Origin of the sequence: Schlegelella aquatica (genome assembly GCF_026013905.1) — a bacterium.
GTDB classification, from domain to species: Bacteria; Pseudomonadota; Gammaproteobacteria; order Burkholderiales; family Burkholderiaceae_C; genus Caldimonas; species Caldimonas aquatica.
The window spans coordinates 1,658,909-1,677,553 of the sequence record NZ_CP110257.1; the positions used below are offsets into that span (position 1 = coordinate 1,658,909).

General features: G+C 71.2%; 18 protein-coding genes. 8 read left to right on the forward strand and 10 right to left on the reverse strand.

The genetic code is table 11. The features are described 5' to 3' along the window. Positions 1-669 carry a chemotaxis protein CheB gene (locus OMP39_RS07485; protein WP_264894396.1) on the forward strand — a complete coding sequence of 223 codons (669 nt, stop codon included), beginning with the start codon at positions 1-3 and terminating at the stop codon, positions 667-669. Positions 670-673: 4 nt separating this feature from the next. Continuing rightward, positions 674-1,789, forward strand: coding sequence for a hybrid sensor histidine kinase/response regulator (locus OMP39_RS07490; RefSeq protein ID WP_264894397.1), 1,116 nt, complete (start codon positions 674-676; stop codon positions 1,787-1,789). A 27-nt stretch (positions 1,790-1,816) separates the two neighbouring features. On the opposite strand, the gene OMP39_RS07495 is transcribed toward OMP39_RS07490, so the two are convergent. From OMP39_RS07495 to OMP39_RS07530, 8 genes are all read right to left on the reverse strand, one after another. Then, on the reverse strand, positions 1,817-2,773 hold the full coding sequence (locus tag OMP39_RS07495; RefSeq protein ID WP_264894399.1) for a ribose-phosphate diphosphokinase: 957 nt from the start codon (positions 2,771-2,773) through the stop codon (positions 1,817-1,819). Beyond that, complete coding sequence (locus OMP39_RS07500; RefSeq protein WP_264894479.1) at positions 2,770-4,260, reverse strand: thymidine phosphorylase family protein; 1,491 nt, start codon at positions 4,258-4,260, stop codon at positions 2,770-2,772. Before OMP39_RS07500 ends, OMP39_RS07495 begins: the two co-directional genes overlap by 4 nt. Positions 4,261-4,391: 131 nt before the next feature. After that, positions 4,392-4,703, reverse strand: coding sequence for a chaperone modulator CbpM (locus OMP39_RS07505; RefSeq protein WP_264894401.1), 312 nt, complete (start codon positions 4,701-4,703; stop codon positions 4,392-4,394). Between the two features lie 3 nt (positions 4,704-4,706). Then, entirely contained in the window at positions 4,707-5,663 is a 957-nt protein-coding gene (locus tag OMP39_RS07510; RefSeq protein WP_264894402.1) for a DnaJ C-terminal domain-containing protein, read from the reverse strand. Positions 5,664-5,833: 170 nt separating this feature from the next. After that, on the reverse strand, positions 5,834-7,216 hold the full coding sequence (locus OMP39_RS07515) for a TolC family outer membrane protein (RefSeq protein WP_264894403.1): 1,383 nt from the start codon (positions 7,214-7,216) through the stop codon (positions 5,834-5,836). A gap of 25 nt (positions 7,217-7,241) precedes the next feature. Beyond that, positions 7,242-7,451: a YgaP family membrane protein gene (locus tag OMP39_RS07520; protein ID WP_264894404.1), complete on the reverse strand. Its 210-nt coding sequence runs from the start codon at positions 7,449-7,451 to the stop codon at positions 7,242-7,244. 12 nt (positions 7,452-7,463) lie between these two features. Further along, positions 7,464-10,712: an efflux RND transporter permease subunit gene (locus OMP39_RS07525; RefSeq protein ID WP_264894406.1), complete on the reverse strand. Its 3,249-nt coding sequence runs from the start codon at positions 10,710-10,712 to the stop codon at positions 7,464-7,466. Between the two features lie 15 nt (positions 10,713-10,727). After that, positions 10,728-11,825, reverse strand: coding sequence for an efflux RND transporter periplasmic adaptor subunit (locus OMP39_RS07530; protein ID WP_264894407.1), 1,098 nt, complete (start codon positions 11,823-11,825; stop codon positions 10,728-10,730). 131 nt (positions 11,826-11,956) lie between these two features. Between OMP39_RS07530 and OMP39_RS07535 the strand changes: the two genes are divergently transcribed. Beyond that, positions 11,957-12,376, forward strand: a complete 420-nt coding sequence (locus tag OMP39_RS07535; RefSeq protein ID WP_264894409.1) for an ArsR/SmtB family transcription factor — start codon at positions 11,957-11,959, stop codon at positions 12,374-12,376. A gap of 44 nt (positions 12,377-12,420) precedes the next feature. On the opposite strand, the gene OMP39_RS07540 is transcribed toward OMP39_RS07535, so the two are convergent. Next, the gene (locus tag OMP39_RS07540; RefSeq protein WP_264894410.1) at positions 12,421-12,837 is read right to left on the reverse strand and encodes a hypothetical protein; all 417 of its coding nucleotides are present in this window, start codon (positions 12,835-12,837) and stop codon (positions 12,421-12,423) included. A 13-nt stretch (positions 12,838-12,850) separates the two neighbouring features. Between OMP39_RS07540 and OMP39_RS07545 the strand changes: the two genes are divergently transcribed. Continuing rightward, complete coding sequence (locus tag OMP39_RS07545) at positions 12,851-12,988, forward strand: hypothetical protein (RefSeq protein ID WP_264894412.1); 138 nt, start codon at positions 12,851-12,853, stop codon at positions 12,986-12,988. A gap of 180 nt (positions 12,989-13,168) precedes the next feature. On the opposite strand, the gene OMP39_RS07550 is transcribed toward OMP39_RS07545, so the two are convergent. Then, positions 13,169-13,594, reverse strand: coding sequence for an Hsp20/alpha crystallin family protein (locus OMP39_RS07550; protein ID WP_264894413.1), 426 nt, complete (start codon positions 13,592-13,594; stop codon positions 13,169-13,171). 228 nt (positions 13,595-13,822) lie between these two features. On the opposite strand from OMP39_RS07550, the gene OMP39_RS07555 reads away from it, so the two are divergent. The 4 genes from OMP39_RS07555 (at position 13,823) to OMP39_RS07570 (ending at position 18,539) form a co-directional block, all read left to right on the forward strand. Beyond that, positions 13,823-14,575 (forward strand): lipoyl protein ligase domain-containing protein, encoded by a 753-nt coding sequence (locus OMP39_RS07555; protein ID WP_264894415.1) that lies wholly within the window; start codon positions 13,823-13,825, stop codon positions 14,573-14,575. Between the two features lie 138 nt (positions 14,576-14,713). After that, a complete protein-coding gene (locus OMP39_RS07560) occupies positions 14,714-16,903 on the forward strand; it encodes a PAS domain-containing protein (protein WP_264894416.1) in 2,190 nt (729 codons plus the stop codon). Next, the gene (locus OMP39_RS07565) at positions 16,900-17,541 is read left to right on the forward strand and encodes a response regulator (RefSeq protein ID WP_264891152.1); all 642 of its coding nucleotides are present in this window, start codon (positions 16,900-16,902) and stop codon (positions 17,539-17,541) included. Before OMP39_RS07560 ends, OMP39_RS07565 begins: the two co-directional genes overlap by 4 nt. 140 nt (positions 17,542-17,681) lie before the next feature. After that, a complete protein-coding gene (locus OMP39_RS07570; protein ID WP_264891153.1) occupies positions 17,682-18,539 on the forward strand; it encodes a Crp/Fnr family transcriptional regulator in 858 nt (285 codons plus the stop codon). The last annotated feature ends 106 nt before the right edge of the window (positions 18,540-18,645 follow it).

Consider the following 18,645-nt stretch of genomic DNA (forward strand, 5'->3'; position numbering starts at 1 on the left):
ATGAGTGCCGATGTGAGCTCCACCGCCCCTGCAGCCCCCGCCGGGCCGGCCGATGTCGCGGCGGTGGCGATCGGCGCGTCGGCCGGTGGCATCGACGCCGTGGAAAGGCTGCTTGCGGCCTTGCCCGCACGCACGCCCTTTTGCGTGCTCGTCGTCTTGCACCTGCCGTCGCGTCGACCGAGTCGGCTGGTGGAGATCTTTGCGCCGCAATGCGCCTTGCCCGTGGAGGAGCCGATGGACAAGCAGCCCGCTCAGCCCGGCCGGGTGTATGTGGCTCCCCCCGACTACCACCTGCTGGTCGAGCCGCAGGGCACGCTCGCGCTGTCGGTGGACGAGCCCGTGCTGTACTCGCGACCGGCGATCGATCCGCTGTTCGAGTCGGCCGCCGTGGCCTACGGCCCCCGCCTGCTGGCGCTGGTGCTCACAGGGGCCAGCGCGGACGGGGCGGCCGGACTCGCAGCGGTGCGGCGTGCCGGCGGCACCGCCTGGGTGCAACGCCCCGACACGGCGCTCGCGCGCACCATGCCGCAGGCCGCCCTCGATGCCGCGGGCGCCGATGCGGTGCTGGGCCTCGACGAAATGGCCGAACGCCTGCGCCAACTGGCGCAGGGGGTGCGCCCCGCGTACCCGGACTCGCCTGGCGCTTGCGCGCCCAAGCAACGAGAGTGAAACCATGGAACAAGACACCCACGTCCTCGTCGTCGACGACCTGGAGCAGAACCTCGTCGCCATGGAGGCGCTGTTGCGCCGGCCCGGAGTGAAGGTGCTCAAGGCGCAGTCGGGCCGCGAGGCGCTCGAACTGCTTCTGGCCCACGACGTGGCCGTGGCGCTCTTCGACGTGCAGATGCCGGAGATGGACGGCTTCGAGCTCTCGGAGCTGGTGCGCGGCTCGCCACGCACCCGGCATGTGCCCATCATCTTCCTGACCGCCGCAGCGGTGGACGTGCAGCGCTCCTTCCGCGGGTACGACGCGGGGGCCGTGGACTTTCTCTACAAACCGATCGACCCGCACGTGCTCACCAGCAAGGTGGGCGTGTTCGTGGAACTGCACCGGCAGCGCGCGGAGCTTGCGCGGCGCATGGAGGAACTGCAGCGGGCCTTGCAGCTCAACGAGATGTTCACCGCCGTGCTGGGGCACGACCTGCGCACGCCCTTGTCGGTGGTGAAAGTCAGCGCCGAGCTGCTGCTGATGCAGCACCGCGACGAGGCCACGCGCAGCATCGCGCAGCGGCTCAAGTCCAGCGCGTCGCGTATGTCGCGCATGGTCGAGCAGCTGCTCGACGTGTACGGCTTGAAGTCGGGGGGTATTCCGCTCAAGCCCGTGGCATGCGACCTGGGCGAACTGGTCGAACAGATCTGCGCGGAGCTGAGCGTCGGCGGGTGCGAGGAGCGGCTGCAGGTGGTGCGTCGCGGGCCGTTGGACGCCGTGCTCGACCGCGACCGCGTCATGCAGGTGGTGGCCAACCTGATCGGCAACGCCCTGGAGCACGGAGACCCGAGCCGGCCCGTCACGGTGGAGCTGGACGGCGGGCAGCCGCAGCAGCTCATCCTGCGCGTGCGCAATGGCGGCACCGTCCCGGCCGAGCGCCTGGAATCGCTGTTCGCGCCCTACCAGCGGGCCGGCAAACCGCAGCGAGCCGGCCTCGGGCTGGGGCTGTACATCGTCGATCAGTTCGTGCGCGCGCACGGGGGCCGCGTGGCACTGCGCAACGAGGGCTCCGATACGCTCGCCGAAGTGGTGCTGCCGCGCGACGCCCGGGCGAGCGGCCAGACGGTCGTGCCCCTGTGACGTCCGCGGGCTGACCGGCAGCGCGGATCAGGGCGCGAGGACGGCTTCTTCCAGTGCGTGGCGCACGCCGTCGGCCAGGCCGGGCTCGACGTCGATGACCTCCACGTCGGGGAGGGCGGGCGGTACCGTGTTGCACACGGCGAGGCGCGCCGCCCCTGCCGCGCGCAGCGTGTGCAACGCGCCGGGCGCGAAGAGCCCGTGGACCCCGACGCACACCGGCGCCCAAAAGCCGCGGCCGGTGAGCAGGCGCACCACGTCGGCCATCGTCGCGGCGCTGGAGATGATGTCGTCCACCACCACGGGCGTGAACTCCCCGCCGGCAGGCAGGGCCGAGGGGTCGATGCGGACATCGCGGTCGCCGCGGCGGTGCTTGCGCAGCACCACGTGGCCGCAGCCCACCGACTGCGCGACCCGCCTGACCCATTGCTCGCTTTCTTCGTCCGGGCCCACCACGACCGGCCGCTCCACGTGGGCCGCGATCCACCGCGCGATGGCCGGCGCGCTGGGCACGACGTGCGCGCGCAGGCGATAGATCTCCTCCAGGCTGGCGTGCCGGTGCAGATGGGGGTCGACCGTGACGAGCCAATCGAACGCGGCGGACAGCACGCGCGCATAGGAGGCGGAAGTGATCGCCTCGCCGGGCTGGAAGCGCGCGTCCTGCCGCATGTAGGGCAGGTACGGCGCGACGATGCCGACGCCCGCCGCTCCGAGGTCGCGCAGCGCATCGGCCAGGAACACCGCGGCGAGCGTCTTGGCGTCGGGCTCGTGCAAGTGCGCGGCAACGATGACGTGACGCCCCTCGACCGGGCCGTGGACGCGCAGGTAGAGCTCGGTGTCCGGGAATCGTCGGTGCTCGAGCGTGAGCCGCTCGGCCGACAGCCGGGCGGCCAGCCCCTCGGCCTGCGCCTCGGCGCCCGGCAGCGCGATGACCGCGGCGCTCGACGCCCGGGCGCAGAGGTGCCGCGTGGGGGACGCCTCGTTCATGTGTGCTCCTTCACCGCCACGATGGAGGGCTGCTGGTGCACGTAGTCCAGCGCGTAGCGCAGCTCGCCCGGCGTGTCGGCATGCAAGGTGAACAAGGGCTGCCCGCGCTCGACCGGATCGCCGAGCCTCACATGCAAAGTGGCCCCGGCGGCCGGGTCGCGCGGGGCACCGGCCAGCTTGGCCGCCCGCGCGATGCGGCGGTTGTCGATCTGAGTCACGACGCCGGGCCTGGCGGCCGTGACCGGCGCGAAGTAGGGGGCCACGGGCGGCACCCGCATGCCGCCCTGGGCGTCGCACAGCGAGACGAACTTCGCCAGGGCGCGCCCTTCGTCCAGGGTGCGCTGCGCCAGCAGGAATCCCTCGCCCGGGGCGGCTTTGCCCGCCATCTCGAGGACGGCGCCGGCGAGCAGCAACGCCCGTTCGCGCAGGTCCTGAGGGGCGTCGTGGCGGCGTTCGAGCACGGCGAGGACGTCCATGGCTTCCAGCGCGGGGCCGATTCCTCTGCCCACGGGTTGGGAGCCGTCGGTGAGCAGCGGCTCGACTTCCAACCCGATGGCGGCCCCGACGGTGACCAGCGCGTGCGCCAGGGACTGTGCGGCCTCGGCACTGCGGACCTTGGCCGTCGGCCCCACCGGCACGTCCACCAACACCTTCTGCGAACCGACAGCCGCCTTCTTGGACAGCACCGAAGCGACGAGCTGGGCGTCGCTGTCCAGGTCGAGCGGGCGCTCCACGCGGATCAGCACGTCGTCGGCGGGGCTCAGTTGGACGGCGCCGCCCCAAACGATGCAGGCTCCTTCGCGCTCCACGACGCGGCGCATCGCGGTCACATCGAGGGTCACGGGCGCCAGGGTCTCCATGGTGTCGGCCGTGCCGGCAGGCGAGGTGATGGCGCGCGAGGAGGTCTTGGGCATCAGCACCCCGCACGCGGCCACGATGGGCACCACCAGCAAGGTCGTGCGGTTGCCCGGAAGGCCGCCGACGCAGTGCTTGTCCATCACCGGCGCCGTGGGCCACTGCAAGCGCTCGCCGACGTCGATCATCGCGCGGGTCAGCGCGATCGTCTCGTCCATGTCCAAGCGCCCGCCGGCGCAGGCGGTGACGAAGGCGGCCAGGTGCAGGTCGGTCAGGCGTTGGGCGGCGATGTCCTGCATCAAGGCATGAAAAGCGCCGTAGTCGAGACGCGCGCCGTAGACCTTGGCGCGCAGGTGGCGCAGCGACTCGAGCATCTGCGGATGCCGCACCCGCAGCGGCACGCCCTCGTGCACTTTGAGCACCTTCCACGCCGCATCGGACAGCGCGATCTCGTCGTGGTGCAGCCAGTCGCTGTCGACCCGGTGCAAGATCGCCAGCACCCGGTGCTGGCCGTTGATCACCTCCACCTGCGCCTGGGCCTCGAAGCCCTCGGCACGGCAGACGTCGCAGTCGCTGCGCATGTAGACGACCGCCTGCTGGTAGGTGTCGATGTGCGCGCGCCGGGCGCGCAGAAAGTCGTGCCGAGGTGTCTCGGCGGGGCCGGCCTGGGAGGAGCCGGCAAGATCGGTAGTGGCCAAACCGTCACCTGCTGTGTGAAGGGGCCGGGCCGCTCACGGCGTCCCGGGTCGTCGCTGCTCGCCCGTCAGGGGCGCAGACTGCGCAATTGGGCCCGCAAGCGCGCGATCTCGTCCATCAGGTCCAGCGCCAGGGCCACGCCGGCGGCATTGACGTGCAGCTCGCGCATCAGGCGCACGGCGCGACGCGCCCGGGCGAGGGCCGCGGCGTCGAAACGCCAGTCCTGCGGGCGGTTTCCCGCCACGTCGAGCACCCCCTCGTGCACCAGCACCTCGATGGTCTGCTCGTCCGTGCCGCAAGCCAGGCACAGACGTTCGATGGTGACTTGGTAGTGAGCTTCCGCCCGGTAGGCGTGCGGCTCGTCGATGGACTGGTTCATCCGTCAGATCCCCCTCAGCGCTGCGCGCGGATCGAACCCCGGGAAAGCGGCCTCCAGCGCCCGGTACGCCTGCCGCGCCTGCTCGTTGAGGGGCTGCGGCTGCACGATCGAGACGACGGCATACAGGTCGCCTGCGGGCTCCCCGGGCAGCCCCTTGCCTTTGAGACGCAGCTTGCGCCCGCCGTGACTGCCGGCCGGGACGCTGAGCTTGACCGGGCCCTCGGGCGTCGGCACGTCCACTTGGGCACCGAGCGCGGCCTCCCACGGGGCGAGCGGCAGGTCGAAGTAGACGTCGCGCCCGTCCACGCGGAAGACCGGATGCGGACGGAACGCCACCTCGAGGTAGAGGTCGCCGGCTGGGCCTCCGTCGTAGCCCGGGCCGCCTTGGCCGGCCAGCCGCAGGTGCTGGCCCTCGCGTACGCCGCGGGGCAGCGCCACCTCCAGCCGCCGCTCGCGCATCTGGACGCCGCCGTGCTCGTCGAGCACGGGCATGCGCAAGGTGATCGTGTGCACGCCGCCCCGGTAGGCGTCTTCGAGGTCGATGAGCACGCGCGCGTGGTGGTCCTCGCCGCGCACACCGCCGCCCGAGCGGCGGAAATGGGCGCCCCGGCGGCGGGTGGCGCGGCCGAAGATCGCCTCGAAGAACTCGCTCGGGTCGAAGTCCTCGCCGAGATCGACGCCTTCGCCGCGAAATTCGTAGCCTCCGTCGGTGCCCGGCGGCACGTGGAACGACTCCCCGCGCTCCCACCGACGGAAGACCTCGTCGTAGGCCGCGCGCTTTTGAGGATCCTTCAGCACCTCGTAGGCCTCGGCGACCTCCTTGAAGCGCGCTTCGGCGTCCGCCTCCTTGCTCACGTCGGGGTGGTACTTCCGGGCGAGCTTGCGGTAGGCGCGCTTGATGTCTTCTTCGTCGGCCCCGCGATCGACGCCGAGGATGCGGTAGTAGTCCTTGAAGTCCATGGCCCTCCCGAGTATGGGGTCGGGGGCGCACACGCTCAAGGGCGCCACCCGTGGCTACGGTAGGGCCGTTGCGAGCCACGCGCCTTGACACAGCTCAAGACGCAGAGGCGGGCGCCCGGGTGGACGCCGGGTGGTGGACGCCGGGTGGTGACAGGGCCCCGCGGGGCGGGTCAGGACTTGGGCGCGGCGGCCAGACGGGCGTTGGCCTGCGCCAGCGCCCCTTCGTCGAGGCGGCCGGTCGCGGCATGAAGCTGCAGCCAGCGCAGCCACAGCTGCGTGCGCGCCTGGAGCAGGGCCAACTCGGCGGCCGCCGCGTCGTTCTCGGCATTGAGGAGGTCCAACGTGGTGCGGTCGCCCGCTTTGAGCCCCACCCGGGTGGCGTCCAGGCGGGCGCGGCCGGCTTGCAGGCCCGCCTCGAGCGCGGCCAGCCGGCTTTGCCCCAGGGTGACATCCAGCCACGCCCCGCGGGCCTGGAGCGCGGCCTCCTGCCGGGCGCGCTCCAGTTCGGCGCGCGCGCGTTCGACGAGGGCCTGCGACTCGGTGTGTCGGGCGCTGCGCCAGCCGCCGGTGTAGAGCGGAATGCGCACCTGCACGCCAATGGCGCGGTCCACCGCGGTGTGGCTCGCGTCGCCGAAATCGCCGCTGCCCGAGAGGCGGTCGCGCTTGGCCTGGGCCACCAGGTCCACCGTCGGCGAGAGCGCGGCCGAGGTCTTGCGCGCCTCCTCCTCGGCCACCTGCAGCTGGGCGATCGCCAGGCGCACCTGCGGATGCTCGGTGGCTGCGCGGCTCACCCACTCGTCCACCGTGCCCAGGCCGCTCATGTCGGCGGCCGCAGGCAACGCCCATTCGTCGAGCGCCGGGCGCAGGCCGGTCAGGTCCGCGAAGGCGGCCCGGGCCACCTCCAGCTGGGCCTCGGCGGCCGCGCGCTCGGCGCGCAAGGCGGCGGCGCGCGCCGTCGCCTCGTGCACGTCGGTGACGGGCCGGTCGCCGATGCGGAAACGGTCCTCGGCTTCCTGCCGCGCGCTCTCGACGGCTTCTTCCTGCCGGGCGAGGAGGCGCACGCGGGCCGCGGCCAATGCCACGTCGAAGTAGCGCTCGGCGGTGCGAATGAGCAGCGCATCACGGGCGGCCTGCCATTCCACCTCGGCAGCCTGGGCCGAGAGCCCGAGCTGGCGCGCCTGTGCCGAGCGCTCCCGGTCGTACAGAGGCTGGCGCAGCATCAGCGCGTAACGCGTGGCCGTGCCCCCGGTGACCGAGGTGTCGAAGCCCACGTCGGTGGACGAGCCGAAAGCCGGCGTGGCGAAGCGCGCGCCGCGGGTGGCGCTCTCGTTCGTCGCCGCACCGGCGCCGCCTTCGAGCACCACCTGAGGCCGCCACAGCGCCTTGGCCTGCTGCGCGCGCGCAGCGCCGGCGTCGCGCGCCGCTCGCGCGGCCGCGGTCTGGGCGTCGTGGGCAGACGCTGCCCGCCACGACTCCATCAGATCCAGCCCCCACGAGGGCCCGGCCGCCAAGGCGGCCCAGGCCATCACCGTCAATGCGCGCTTGCTCGGCATGGAGCCTCCCGATGCGTGCGGTGGTTCAGCAGCCGGGCTTCACACCCAGCTTGCGCAGGATGGTTTCGAGCAGGCACCAGCGGGTGAACGCGCTTTGCAGCAGGTTGGCGCCCACGAAGGCCGTGAAGGCCAGCCACCACGGGCTCACGAAGAGCGGGCTGCCCGGGATGCCGAGCGCCAGCGACAGCAGGATGAACACACCGGCGAACATGCGCACGAGTTGCCAAGAGGTCATGACGAAGCTCCTTCAGCGAGAGGTCGAGGAAAGGGCCGCGGCCTGCGGTCGGTGCCGGTAGGCCACGTAGTACAGCAAGGGGATCACCACCAGCGTCAGCAGCGTGCTGACGAAGATGCCGAAGATCAGGGACACGGCGAGCCCGTTGAAGATGGGATCGTCGAGGATGAAGAAGGCGCCCAGCATCGCGGCCAGAGCGGTCAGCACGATGGGCTGCGCGCGCGTGGCCGCCGAGCGCACCACCGCCCGCTCCAGCGGCACACCCTGCGACACCTCCAGGCGGATGAAGTCCACCAGCAAGATGGAGTTGCGCACGATGATGCCGGCCAGCGCGATCATGCCGATCATGCTGGTGGCCGTGAACTGGGCTCCGAGCAGGGCGTGGCCCGGCATCACGCCGACGATGGTCAGCGGGATCGGCGCCATGATGATGAGCGGCGTGAGGTACGAGCCGAACTGGGCGACGACGAGCAGGTAGATGAGGATCAGCCCTACGGCGTAGGCAGCGCCCATGTCGCGGAAGGTCTCGTAGGTGATCTGCCACTCGCCGTCCCACTTGAGGGCGTAGTCGCGCCAGGCTTCATCCGGCTGGCGGATGAAGTACTCCACCAGGCGTCCGCCACCCGGCGTCTGGAGCGCCTGCAGACGCTCGCGCATCTTGAACATGCCGTACAGGGGGCTGTCCACCTCGCCCGCCATGTCGCCGACCACGAAGTGCACCGGCAAGCCGTCCTTGTGATAGAGGGGCTGCTCGCGCACGGTGTCGCTCACCGTCACGAGCTCGCGCACCGGCACCACCTGGCCCGCCGCGCCGCGCACGCCCAGTTGCAGCAGGGCGTCGAGATCGCCGTGCCGCTCGGCGGGCAGCTGGATCACCGCGCCGGCGGGGTACTTGCTCTCGTCGTGCAGGTAGGCCGCGGGCTCGCCGGCCAAGCCTGCGCGCAGCGTGGCGACGATGGCGGCCTGCGGCACCCCGAGCAGGGCGGCCTTGCGCCGATCGACGAGCAACAGCAAGCGCCGCGCCTCGGCAATGCCCGAGTCGTCGACGTCGACCACGCCCGGCGTCTCCTCGAAGACCTTGCGCACGGCCTGCGCGACCTGCCGGCGGCCTTCGGCGGTCGGTCCGTAGATCTCGGCCACGATGGGCGAGAGCACGGGCGGGCCCGGGGGCACCTCGATGACCTTCACGTTGGCGCCATGCCGGCGACCGATCTCCTGCAAGGCCGGGCGCAGGCGGGTCGCGATCGCGTGGCTTTGCTCCTTGCGATGGCGCTTGTCGACCAGGTTGACCTGCAGGTCCCCCACCTCGCCGCCGGCTCGCAGGTAGTACTGGCGCACGAGGCCGTTGAAGTTGATCGGCGCGGCGGTGCCTGCGTAGGCCTGGTAGTGGGCCACCTCCGGCTGGCGCACCAGGTAGTCGCCCAGTTCGCGCAGCACCGCGGCGGTCTTTTCGACCGGCGTGCCGGCCGGCATGTCCACCACCACCTGGAACTCGGACTTGTTGTCGAAGGGCAGCATCTTGAGCACCACCCAGCCCAGGACCGGCAGGGCCAGCGAGACCGCGATCAGCGCGGCGACGGCCGCGCCCAGCAGCGCGCGGTTGCGCCCGCCGCGCCTGGCATCGAGCAGGGGCGCAAAGACGCGCTCGAACAGCCGCGAGATGCGGCCGCTCGGGCCGTGACCGCTTCCTTCCTTGCCGCTGGTCTCGCCGTGGCCGTGGGCCGACGGGGCCGCCTTCATCCACAGCCGCGCCATCCACGGCGTCACGACGAAGGCGATCGCCAGCGAGAGCATCATCCCCATGCTCGCGTTGATCGGGATGGGGCTCATGTAGGGCCCCATCAGCCCGGTGACGAAGGCCATCGGCAGGAGGGCCGCGATGACGGTGAGGGTGGCCAGGATGGTGGGGCCGCCCACTTCGTCGACCGCCGCGGGGATGATCTCGGCCAGCGACCGGCCCGGGTGCAGAGCCTGGTGCCGGTGGATGTTCTCCACCACCACGATGGCATCGTCCACCAGGATGCCGATCGAGAAGATGAGCGCGAAGAGCGACACGCGGTTGAGCGTGAAGCCCCATGCCCAGCTCGCGAAGAGCGTGACCGTGAGGGTGAGGATGACCGCGGCGCCCACGATGGCCGCCTCGCGCTTGCCCAGCGCGAGGAACACGAGCGCGACCACCGAGGCGGTGGCGAACAGCAGTTTGTGGATGAGCTGGTTCGCCTTCTCGTCGGCGGTGAGGCCGTAGTTGCGGGTCGTGGCCACCTCCACGCCCTGCGGGATCACCGTGTTGCGCAGCGCCTCCACACGGGCGATCACCGCCTCGGCGACGTCGATCGCGTTCTCGCCGGGCTTCTTCGTGATGGCGAGGGTCACGGCGGGGTCCTCGCGCGGGGTCTCGCCGGCTTGGCCGTGCCACACGTAGCGTTGCGGCGGCAGCGGCCCGTCACGCACGTCGGCCACCTCCTGCAGGAACACCGGCCGGCCGGCGCGCACGCCGACCACGAGCTGGCCCACGTCGTGCGCGTCGCGCAGGAAGGGCCCGGCCTCGATCGCCACCGCCTGGTTGCCGGCCAGGAGCTCGCCCACGGGGGCGGCCAGGTGGGCCGATTGGAGGGCCTGGCGGACGTCCGAGACGGTGACGCCGGCCCCGGCCAGCCGGGCCGGGTCGACCTCGATCAGGACGGCGCGCCCCGGCCCGCCGATCGTCACCACCTCGCGCGTGCCCGGCACGCGCTTCAGATCGGCCTCCAGGCTGTGAGCCACGCGCTCCAGGTCGTAGGCCCCGAGGCTCGCGTCGCGGGCATAGAGGGTGAGGCTGATGATGGGCACGTCGTCGATGCCCTTGGGCTTGACCAAGGGCTCGCCCACGCCCAGGCCGCGCGGCAGCCAGTCGGCGTTCGCGCGCAGGGTGTCGTGCAGGCGCACCAGGGCTTCGGTGCGCGGCACGCCCACCTTGAACTGCACGGTCAGCACCGCGAGCCCGGGGCGCGAGACGGACATGACGTGCTCGACACCGGCCATTTGCGAGAGCACCTGCTCGGCCGGGGTCGCCACCATTTGCTCGACGTCCTTGACCGAGGCGCCGGGGAAGGGCACCAACACGTTGGCCATCGTCACGTCGATCTGCGGCTCTTCCTCGCGCGGCGTGACCATCACCGCGAAGAGGCCGAGCAACAGCGCGACGAGCGCCAGCAGCGGCGTGATCTGCGCCGACTGGAAGAACCGCGCGATGCGGCCGGAGATGCCGAGGGGGCTGTGCATCGGTGACCTCCGTCCTCAGCGCACGCGCGAGGCGGCCTGGGCGTCGAGCACCACGCGCTCGCCTGCGGAGACGCCGCTGAGCACTTCGACCTGATCGCCGATGCGTCGGCCCAGGCGCACCTGACGCAGCAGCGGCCGGCCTTCCGGCGACAGCACGTACACGCCGGTCAGCTCAGCCCGGCGCACCACGGCTTGGGCCGGCACCAACAGGGCCGCGGCGCTCCGGTCGCCCTGCGCACCGAGCGGCAGCCACACGCGAGCGAACGAGCCGGGCCGCACCGCCAGGCCGGCCGGCAGGGTGAGGCGCAGCTCCTGTGTGTGGGTGGACGGATCGACGGCCGGCAGGAGCTCCGCGGCGACGGGCGCCACGCGCTCGGCCGGCAAGCCGGGGATCTCGATGGAGGCGGTGGTGTCCGCACTCCAGCGCGACGCCACCCCTTGCGGCAGCGGCACGCTCACCCGCATGCGGGCTGGGTCGTACAAGGTCACCAGCGGGCGCCCGGGCATCGCCATGTCGCCCAGCACCACCGGCACCTCGGCGATCACACCCGCGTAGGGAGCCTTGACCACGTAGTAGCCGGACTGCGTGGTGGCCGCCTGCGCGCTCGCCATCATGGCCGCGGCCTGGGCTTGGGCCGCCTTGTACTGGGCCTCGGCGCGCTCGAGGGCGGCTTGGCTGATGTAGCGCTTCTCGAACAGTTGCTTCTGCCGCTCGTACTCGCGCGTGGCCGCCTCCTGCGCGGCGCGCGCGGCCTGCACCTGGGCCGCACTGGCGGCGGCCGCCTGCTGCGCTTCACGGGCGTCGAGCCGCACCAACACCTGACCCGCCTCGACCGCGTCGCCGGGCTTGACGCGCAGGTCGACGACCGCGCCGGGGACCTGGGCGGCGAGCACCGTCTGGCGCACGGCCTGGACCGTCCCTTCATAGGCGGCTCGGGTGCCGTCGCGCGCGGCGGCGACGACGGCCGTGGCCAGCGCGCTCGAGGGCCGCGCCTCGCCGGCGGCGCCGTCGCGGGCCGCAGAGGTGGACGAGGGGGGCTGCGCCGCCGCAACGCCGGCGGTGGCCATCGCGACGAGCACCGGGCTGAAGAACCGGAAGGCGACCGAGGACATTCTGGCTCCCATGACGATCGAGAATTCGGGTGTATTATTTGAGCACTTAGCTAAATAGTCAAGTGATGACCACTCGCGCGCCTCGACGTGCCGATCTGAGGCAATATGCGGGCCTGATCTCGCGTCTCACCATGCAAGACCTACCCCCCGAGGCCCTCGAACAGGTTGCCGCCTACTTCCAGGCGCTGGCGGAGCCCACGCGGCTGCAGATCCTCAATCTGCTGCGCCAAGGCGAGTACAACGTGGGTGAACTGGCGCAGGCGTGCGAATGCACTTCGGCCAACGTGTCGCGCCACCTGGCCTTGTTGATGCAACACGGGCTCGTGCGCCGCGAGAGCCGGGGCACCGCGGTCTACTACCGGGTGGCGGACGAATCCGTCTATGCGTTGTGCGACCTCGTGTGCGGCAGCATCGCCCGCCGGCTGGATGACGTGGTGCACGGGCGCACGCTGTTCGGCGCCGCGGCGGCGTCCGTGGCGCAGGCCAGCGCGCCCGCCCCGGCCGAGGCCAGCGCTCGCCGCCCTCGCGGACGGCGGGTGAAGTCCGTCTGAGGCTCGGGCCCCGACGGAGGGCTGCGGCCCGGCGTCGCTCGGGTTCAGTGAGGCTGCGGACCAGCCCGGCCGCCGTCCAAGGGGCGGGAGTACGGCGCGTTGAACAAGTCGTCCATCGGGCGGAAGCCGCTGTGCATGCAGCTTTGCATCGCAAGGAAAGCTGCGAGGAGCGGGTCGCCTCCATTGCGGTCGGCCGCCGAGGCCACGCGATTGAGCATGTCCTGCCCGGCGTGGACCCATGCGTCGAGCGTCTCCTGCCAGCATCGGAGCGAACCCGCAGCGTCGAAGCGCAGCAACTCGGCCTGCGCCGCCCACATCTGCGTCACATCTTCGGCGGCAGCCAGCCGCGCCAGCACCGCCTCATGGTGCTGCCGCAGCATGTGCGCGTAGTTGAGTTCGATGGTCCCCATCGCCTCGGCGCCGTGCAACATCGCGAGCATGACCTGCAGGGGCCACTCCATCTGTCGCCGAGTGATGTCGGCCCACGGATCGGGGCTCGTGTGCGGGGTGGCCTCCGGGGGGGTGGCCGTGGTGGCCGTGGTGGCCGTGGTGGCCGTGGTGGCCGTGGTGGCTGTTGTGGCCGTGGTGGCTGTTGTGGCCGTGGTGGTGTGAGGGTGGGTGGAAGGGCCGTCGGGCGACACCTGCGGCTGCGCCGAGGCGAGGGATTCGGAGGAGGTACTGCCAATGATTGCCGGGCGAGAGGCCATGCGGGTCTCCTGGCCTTGCGGGTGCAAGGCATGAGATAGGACACAGAAAGGACATGCGGCCTCACGGGAGGCCGCGGCGCGGTGGTCACTCGATGGTGACCTTGTGGGCGGCGCCCGATTGCTGCTTGGGCAGCCGCAGTTCGAGAACACCGTCTTGGTAGCGCGCAGTCGCCTTGTCGCGATCGATCTCGCAGCCCAGCGTGAAGCTGCGGCTGACGAAGCCTTCATAACGCTCGGCGCGCAGCACCCGGGTGCCTTCCTTCTTCTCGTCGGACTTCTTCACTTCGGCGCTGATCGACACCTGCGCGCCCTCGATGCGCACGTCGATGTCTTCCTTCTTCACCCCGGGCATCTCTGCCTTCACGGTGTAGGCGGCGTCGTCCTCGTGGACGTCCAGCTTGATCTGCGGCACGCCCTGAGGGCCATCCCACCGCAGGGGCCGCAACAAGCTGCGCCACAGCTCCTCGGTGTTCTCCAAAGACAGCACATCGGGCAGACGGATCTGGTTCATGACGAATTCCCCTGTCGAAAAGGTCTGAAGAGTCGCGAAGAGGCCGCTCCGACGTTCGTTACTTCTTCCTGAGAAGGGGCGACCATGGGTCGAGTCTGGCCCACTGAGGCGGGCTCTGCTTGAGTCTCGTCAAACTCCGGGCTGGCTCGAGCAGGAGGTGATTCCCTCGGTCGAGCGCATCGTGCAGCAATGCCGGCTGCTGATGCAGCCGCGGCTGGCGGTGGCGGCATGAAGGACGTGATCCTCGATCCCGAGCTGTGGGAGTCGCTGGAGGCCGGCACTGCTGCTTTGCTCGATCAGTGGTTCGTGGCCGAGGGCGACCACGTGCACCGCGGACAGGCGCTCGCTCGGGCCGTGCTGGTCAAGAGTTCCTTGGAGGTGATCGCGCCCGCCCTGGCCCGCGAAGGCCCTGCGGGGTGGGGCGGGCAGGTGCTGCTGCGCGCGACGGGAGGCACGGCCGTGCTGGTGGGCCCGTGGATGCTCACTGCGAGTGTGGCCTTGCCGGCCCGGCATCGCCTGCTCGGCATCGGACTCCTCGAACCCCACCGCCGGCTCGGCCTCGCCCTCGTGCGGTGGCTGCGCCGGCATCGCGTCGAGGCCCGGGTGCACCCGGTGGGCCGTGCGGCCCCGCAGGGCGTCGAGTGGGCCTGCTTTGCCGGGGTTGCGCCGTGGGAGGTCTGCGTGCGGGGACGCAAGATCGCCGCCTTGGCGCAGGCGCGGGGAGCGCACGCCGCCGTCTCGAGCGCAGGCGTGCTCCTGCAGCCGGTGCCTTGGGCCCTGCTGTGCGAGGCGCTGCGCCAGCCCGAAGCGCGGGCCCGTGCCCTGGACGAGGGCGTCGCGAGCTGCGCCGAGGCCGGCGCGGCCGACCTCGATGCCGATCGATGGGCCAGAGAACTGCACGCCGTCTTGCAGGGCTGGGTCCAGGCCTCGAGCCACGGGGGCGGCACCGACCGCGGCCCGGGCGAGCGCCGCCCTCTGTGATCCAGATCAAGGGTCGGCCCCCCAGCGGGCGGATAGTGGGTATAAGGTCCTCATGGCTGCCGCTGCCGTGCAATGCGCGGCAGCCGGGGCGATGCATTGGCATGCATCAACAGAGGGTGGGCTTGGCCGGGGGCAGTCATGAGAAGGCCGATCGCTTTGCACTGGCAGGTGGCAGCCATCCCGGCGGCGCTGGCGGTCCTGTTGGTCCTCAGTGTGCTCGGGTTGAGCCAATGGCTGCTCAACGGGTACCTGGAGGATCGGGCGGCCACCCGCATGCGGCAAGCCGGCGCAGCCTTTGCCTTCCGCCTCGCCAAGGCCATCGAACAGCGCGAAGACCATCTGCGCATGATCGCCCGCGTGGAAGGGCAGGGCGCCCTGGACCCGGCCCTGCTGACGCCCGTGCTGCAATGGGCCCAACAGCATCTCGAAGGTTCGCGTCAACTCGCAGTGGTCGATCTGGACGGACGCGTGATCGCCTCCACCGAGGCGGCGCAGGTGGGCTCGGTCCATGAACAAGCGCAGCGCCTGCCCGGTGAAGCGGCGCAGTCCCGCGTCGGGCGGCCACGCGCGATCGAGACGGGGGGTGGGCCCGTGCCGGTCGACGAGAAGCGCATGGTCGTCGAGATGGCGGTGCCCCTCCCGGGGCCGCAGGGTCGCCTGGAGGCCGTGCTCGTTTCGAGCATCGATTGGTGGTGGTTCGTCTCGCTGCGCGAGCCGATCCTCGGGCTCGAGCTCGACTCTCGCGGCGAAGGACTGGACTTGGGTATCTACTCCACCGAGCAGCGCCGGCTGCTCACGCGCATGGAGAGCCTGGGGGAACTCGACCCCGTCCTGATGCGCGCCGACACCGGCGGGCCGAGGCCGGCCAGGTACTGGAAGACGAGCACGAATGGCGGCCGGGAGCTCCTCATGGCGTCGATACCGGTCGGCGGCCCGGCCGGTCTTGGTTGGCAGGTGGTCGCGGTGCAGGACCTCGGAGTGGCACTTCGGCCCTCTCAAACCCTGCAGCGCAGCGTGGCCGCCGTGGGCGTGCTCGCCGCCCTGGTGTTCGGCGCGCTCGGCTACAAGCTGTCGCGTCGCCTCATGCAGCCGTACGAGCGGCTGCTTGCCGCGATGACGCGGCGCGTGCGCGAGGCCAGCACGCCGGGGCGCGCAGGGCTCGCCGGTTACCTCGATGTGCTCACGGCCCACGCGAGGGACCTCCCGATGCCGCGCGAGGCGCCCGCCGGCGGCCCCGAGGGGCCCCTCGAGCAACGACCGCTCACGGCTCGCGAAGTTCTGGCGCTGCTGGCTCAAGACGCCACCCGCTTGCAGCTGGTGCTGGACGCACTGCCGTCGGGCGTCCTGCTGTGCGACTGCGGCTTGCGCGTGCTGTACTGGAACGAGGCCTGCCGCCGGATGTTCGCCGGCTGGTCGGACCGCGAGGTGTTGGGCCGGACTCCGCAAAGCAGCTTCGCCGGAGGTGTCGCGGCCGAGACGATGCAGCGCCTGCACGAGCAACTGCAGCAAGGGCACGAAGTCAACGGCAGCGGCCCGATGCAGCGCAGGGACGGCGAGGCGCTGCACTGCGAGTGGCATGCGACGCAGGCACGCGATGCGACCGGCAACTTCGTCGGCTATCTGCTCGTGGCCAACGACACGACCGCCCAGCATCAGGCCCAGTCGCACGCCGCAGCGTTGACGCAGCGTCTGATGAGCCAGGAAAAGGAGATGACGCAGCGCATCGCCCAATCGCTGCACGACCGGCTGGGCCAGACGCTGCTCGCGATCCGTCTGTCGTGCGAGGTGGCGCGCTCGCTGCACGGGGAGGGGGAGGACGGCCGAATGCGGCAGCTCGACGAGCGGATCGCCTCGTTGATCGCACAGGCGTTCCTCGAAGTGCGTCGGGTGCTCATCGAACTGCGCCCGCCCTTGCTCGAAGAGGAGGGATTGGAGATCGCCCTGGACAACGAGCTGCGCAGTCGCGCGGCGGCGTCGCCCCGCGTGCGGCTCGTCTTCGACGGCCCGCTGGACGAGCGCGCGGCGCGCTGGCCTGCCGACGTGGAGTACGCGGCCTTCATGGTGGCCCGGGAGGCGATCGCGAACGCCTTGATGCACGGACAGCCTTCGACCGTACGGGTGGTGCTGTCGGGCACGCAGGGCGGTCTGCGGCTTCGCGTCGAGGACGACGGTGTGGGTCTGCCCGCCGGTGGTGTCAGCGTGGAGCCGGGCCACCTGGGGGTGGTGGGGATGCGAGAACGGGCCACGGCCATCGGTGCGGCATTCTCGATCGGGGCCGGCGCGGGCGGAGGCACGGTGGTCGAGCTTCACTGGACGGCGTGCCCATGAGCACCTTGTATCTTGTCGAGGACCACGCACTCGTGCGTGACGGGCTGCGTCTGCTGCTGCAGGGAGCCGGACACGAGGTGATCGGCGAGGCCGACCAGCCGGTCCAGGCCATCGCGGAGATCGTGCGAGCGGGCCCCGACATGGTCTTGCTCGACGTGAACCTCGGCGGCCGCTCGGGGTTCGAGGTGCTGTCGGGCCTCCAGCATCGCACCGCCTCGGTGCGCATCATCGTGCTGAGCATGTCGGCGCAACCGCGCCACGTGGCCGAGGCGTTGCGGATGGGCGCGGCCGGCTACCTGCTCAAGGACTCCCCGGCGCCCGAACTCCTGAAGGCCATCGAGGTGGTGGGCCAGGGCCGGCGCTACCTCAGCGCCGAGATCGCGGACCTGGCCGTGCAAGCGCTGACGACGGCCTCGGCCCAGGACCGCCTCGAGGCGTTGTCACAGCGAGAGCGGCAGATCGTTCGGATGGTGGCCACGGGCCGCTCGAGTGCTCAGATCGCGCAGGAGCTGTGCCTGTCTCCGAAGACGGTGGACACCTACCGCTACCGTCTGATGCAAAAGCTCGGCGTGCCGGACGTGCCTGCGCTCGTCCGCTTCGCGATCCGTGAGGGCCTGATCGACCTCGACGACGAGTGAGACTCAAGCCGCCCGATTGCGAACACTCCGCACAGGGGCCGTCGAGAACTCCCTACAGCGGCCCGCGAGCGCGCGGCCTAGAGTCTTCCGGGTCGATACCCGAAGCGCGGGTGTCCGAGCGTGCAAGAAGGGAGATGTGAATGGTGTGTCGCACGGCCGACCGCGCGGACTCGACCACGGGCGCGGGCCCGTCGGTCGAGAACGCTGCGCTGGAGCATCGGTGCAGCCTGTCGAGTCTGCTGCGCTCCTTCGCGGGCGAGGCAGCCGCCGCCGCGGTCCTGGAGGACCGGTACTTCCCCGTGCGACCGGTGCCCGGGGGGGCGGCCCTGGTCCATGAGGAAGGCACGTTTCGCCATCTGTTCTTCGTCCAGTCCGGCACCTTCAAGTTCGCGCGCTGCGACGAGGAAGGGTACGAGCAGGTCCTCGGTTTTGCCGTGCGCGGCGACATGATCGGCATGGACGGGATCGCCAACGGCCGTTACACGACGTCGGTCATCGCGCTCGAGGACTCGCGCGCTGCGGTGGTGGCCTTCTCCGAGCTGCGCGGCTTGGAGGCGGACGTGCCGGCGATGCAGGGCTTTTTGCACCGCTGCGCGAGCCGCGAAGTGCGCCGCGGCCTCGACGCCCTGCAACTCGTCTGCGCGGTGGGGGCCGACGTTCGGCTGGCTCGGTTCCTCTTGCAGATGTCCGAGCGCAATGCGCTCATCGGGCACTCCGGCCGCCGCTTCGTGCTGCGGATGAGCCGCCGCGACATCGCGAGCTACCTGGGGCTGGCCCACGAGACGGTGAGCCGCGCCTTCACGGCGCTGGCCCAGGGGGGCTACTTGACCGTCTCTCAGCGCGCCATCGAGATCGTCGACATCGAGGGGCTGCAGAGCTTTCAGCGCCTGACGCGGCGAACGGCCGAACTCGACGCGCCGCGGCCACTGCCCGGCATGGCAACCGACGCCGCCGACTTCGCGAGCCCATCGGCTCTCGGGGACTGTGCCGTCGCGTGAGGCCCATCGACCCCCTTCGCCACGCCACCTTCGTGGCCCCGCAGTTGATGTGGCGCACGCCAGCGCACGTCCGGGTGCGCCAGCATGGGGTGGCAGGCCCGCACAC

Bases quoted from the DNA above. Each gene is read 5' to 3' on its own strand.
- OMP39_RS07485 (WP_264894396.1), top strand. From the start codon at position 1: ATGAGTGCCGATGTGAGCTCCACCGCCCCTGCAGCCCCCGCCGGGCCG.
- OMP39_RS07490 (WP_264894397.1), top strand. From the start codon at position 674: ATGGAACAAGACACCCACGTCCTCGTCGTCGACGACCTGGAGCAGAAC.
- OMP39_RS07495 (WP_264894399.1), bottom strand. From the start codon at position 2,773: ATGAACGAGGCGTCCCCCACGCGGCACCTCTGCGCCCGGGCGTCGAGC.
- OMP39_RS07505 (WP_264894401.1), bottom strand. From the start codon at position 4,703: ATGAACCAGTCCATCGACGAGCCGCACGCCTACCGGGCGGAAGCTCAC.
- OMP39_RS07510 (WP_264894402.1), bottom strand. From the start codon at position 5,663: ATGGACTTCAAGGACTACTACCGCATCCTCGGCGTCGATCGCGGGGCC.
- OMP39_RS07515 (WP_264894403.1), bottom strand. From the start codon at position 7,216: ATGCCGAGCAAGCGCGCATTGACGGTGATGGCCTGGGCCGCCTTGGCG.
- OMP39_RS07520 (WP_264894404.1), bottom strand. From the start codon at position 7,451: ATGACCTCTTGGCAACTCGTGCGCATGTTCGCCGGTGTGTTCATCCTG.
- OMP39_RS07525 (WP_264894406.1), bottom strand. From the start codon at position 10,712: ATGCACAGCCCCCTCGGCATCTCCGGCCGCATCGCGCGGTTCTTCCAG.
- OMP39_RS07530 (WP_264894407.1), bottom strand. From the start codon at position 11,825: ATGTCCTCGGTCGCCTTCCGGTTCTTCAGCCCGGTGCTCGTCGCGATG.
- OMP39_RS07535 (WP_264894409.1), top strand. From the start codon at position 11,957: ATGCAAGACCTACCCCCCGAGGCCCTCGAACAGGTTGCCGCCTACTTC.
- OMP39_RS07540 (WP_264894410.1), bottom strand. From the start codon at position 12,837: ATGGAGTGGCCCCTGCAGGTCATGCTCGCGATGTTGCACGGCGCCGAG.
- OMP39_RS07545 (WP_264894412.1), top strand. From the start codon at position 12,851: ATGTCGGCCCACGGATCGGGGCTCGTGTGCGGGGTGGCCTCCGGGGGG.
- OMP39_RS07550 (WP_264894413.1), bottom strand. From the start codon at position 13,594: ATGAACCAGATCCGTCTGCCCGATGTGCTGTCTTTGGAGAACACCGAG.
- OMP39_RS07555 (WP_264894415.1), top strand. From the start codon at position 13,823: ATGAAGGACGTGATCCTCGATCCCGAGCTGTGGGAGTCGCTGGAGGCC.
- OMP39_RS07560 (WP_264894416.1), top strand. From the start codon at position 14,714: ATGAGAAGGCCGATCGCTTTGCACTGGCAGGTGGCAGCCATCCCGGCG.
- OMP39_RS07565 (WP_264891152.1), top strand. From the start codon at position 16,900: ATGAGCACCTTGTATCTTGTCGAGGACCACGCACTCGTGCGTGACGGG.
- OMP39_RS07570 (WP_264891153.1), top strand. From the start codon at position 17,682: ATGGTGTGTCGCACGGCCGACCGCGCGGACTCGACCACGGGCGCGGGC.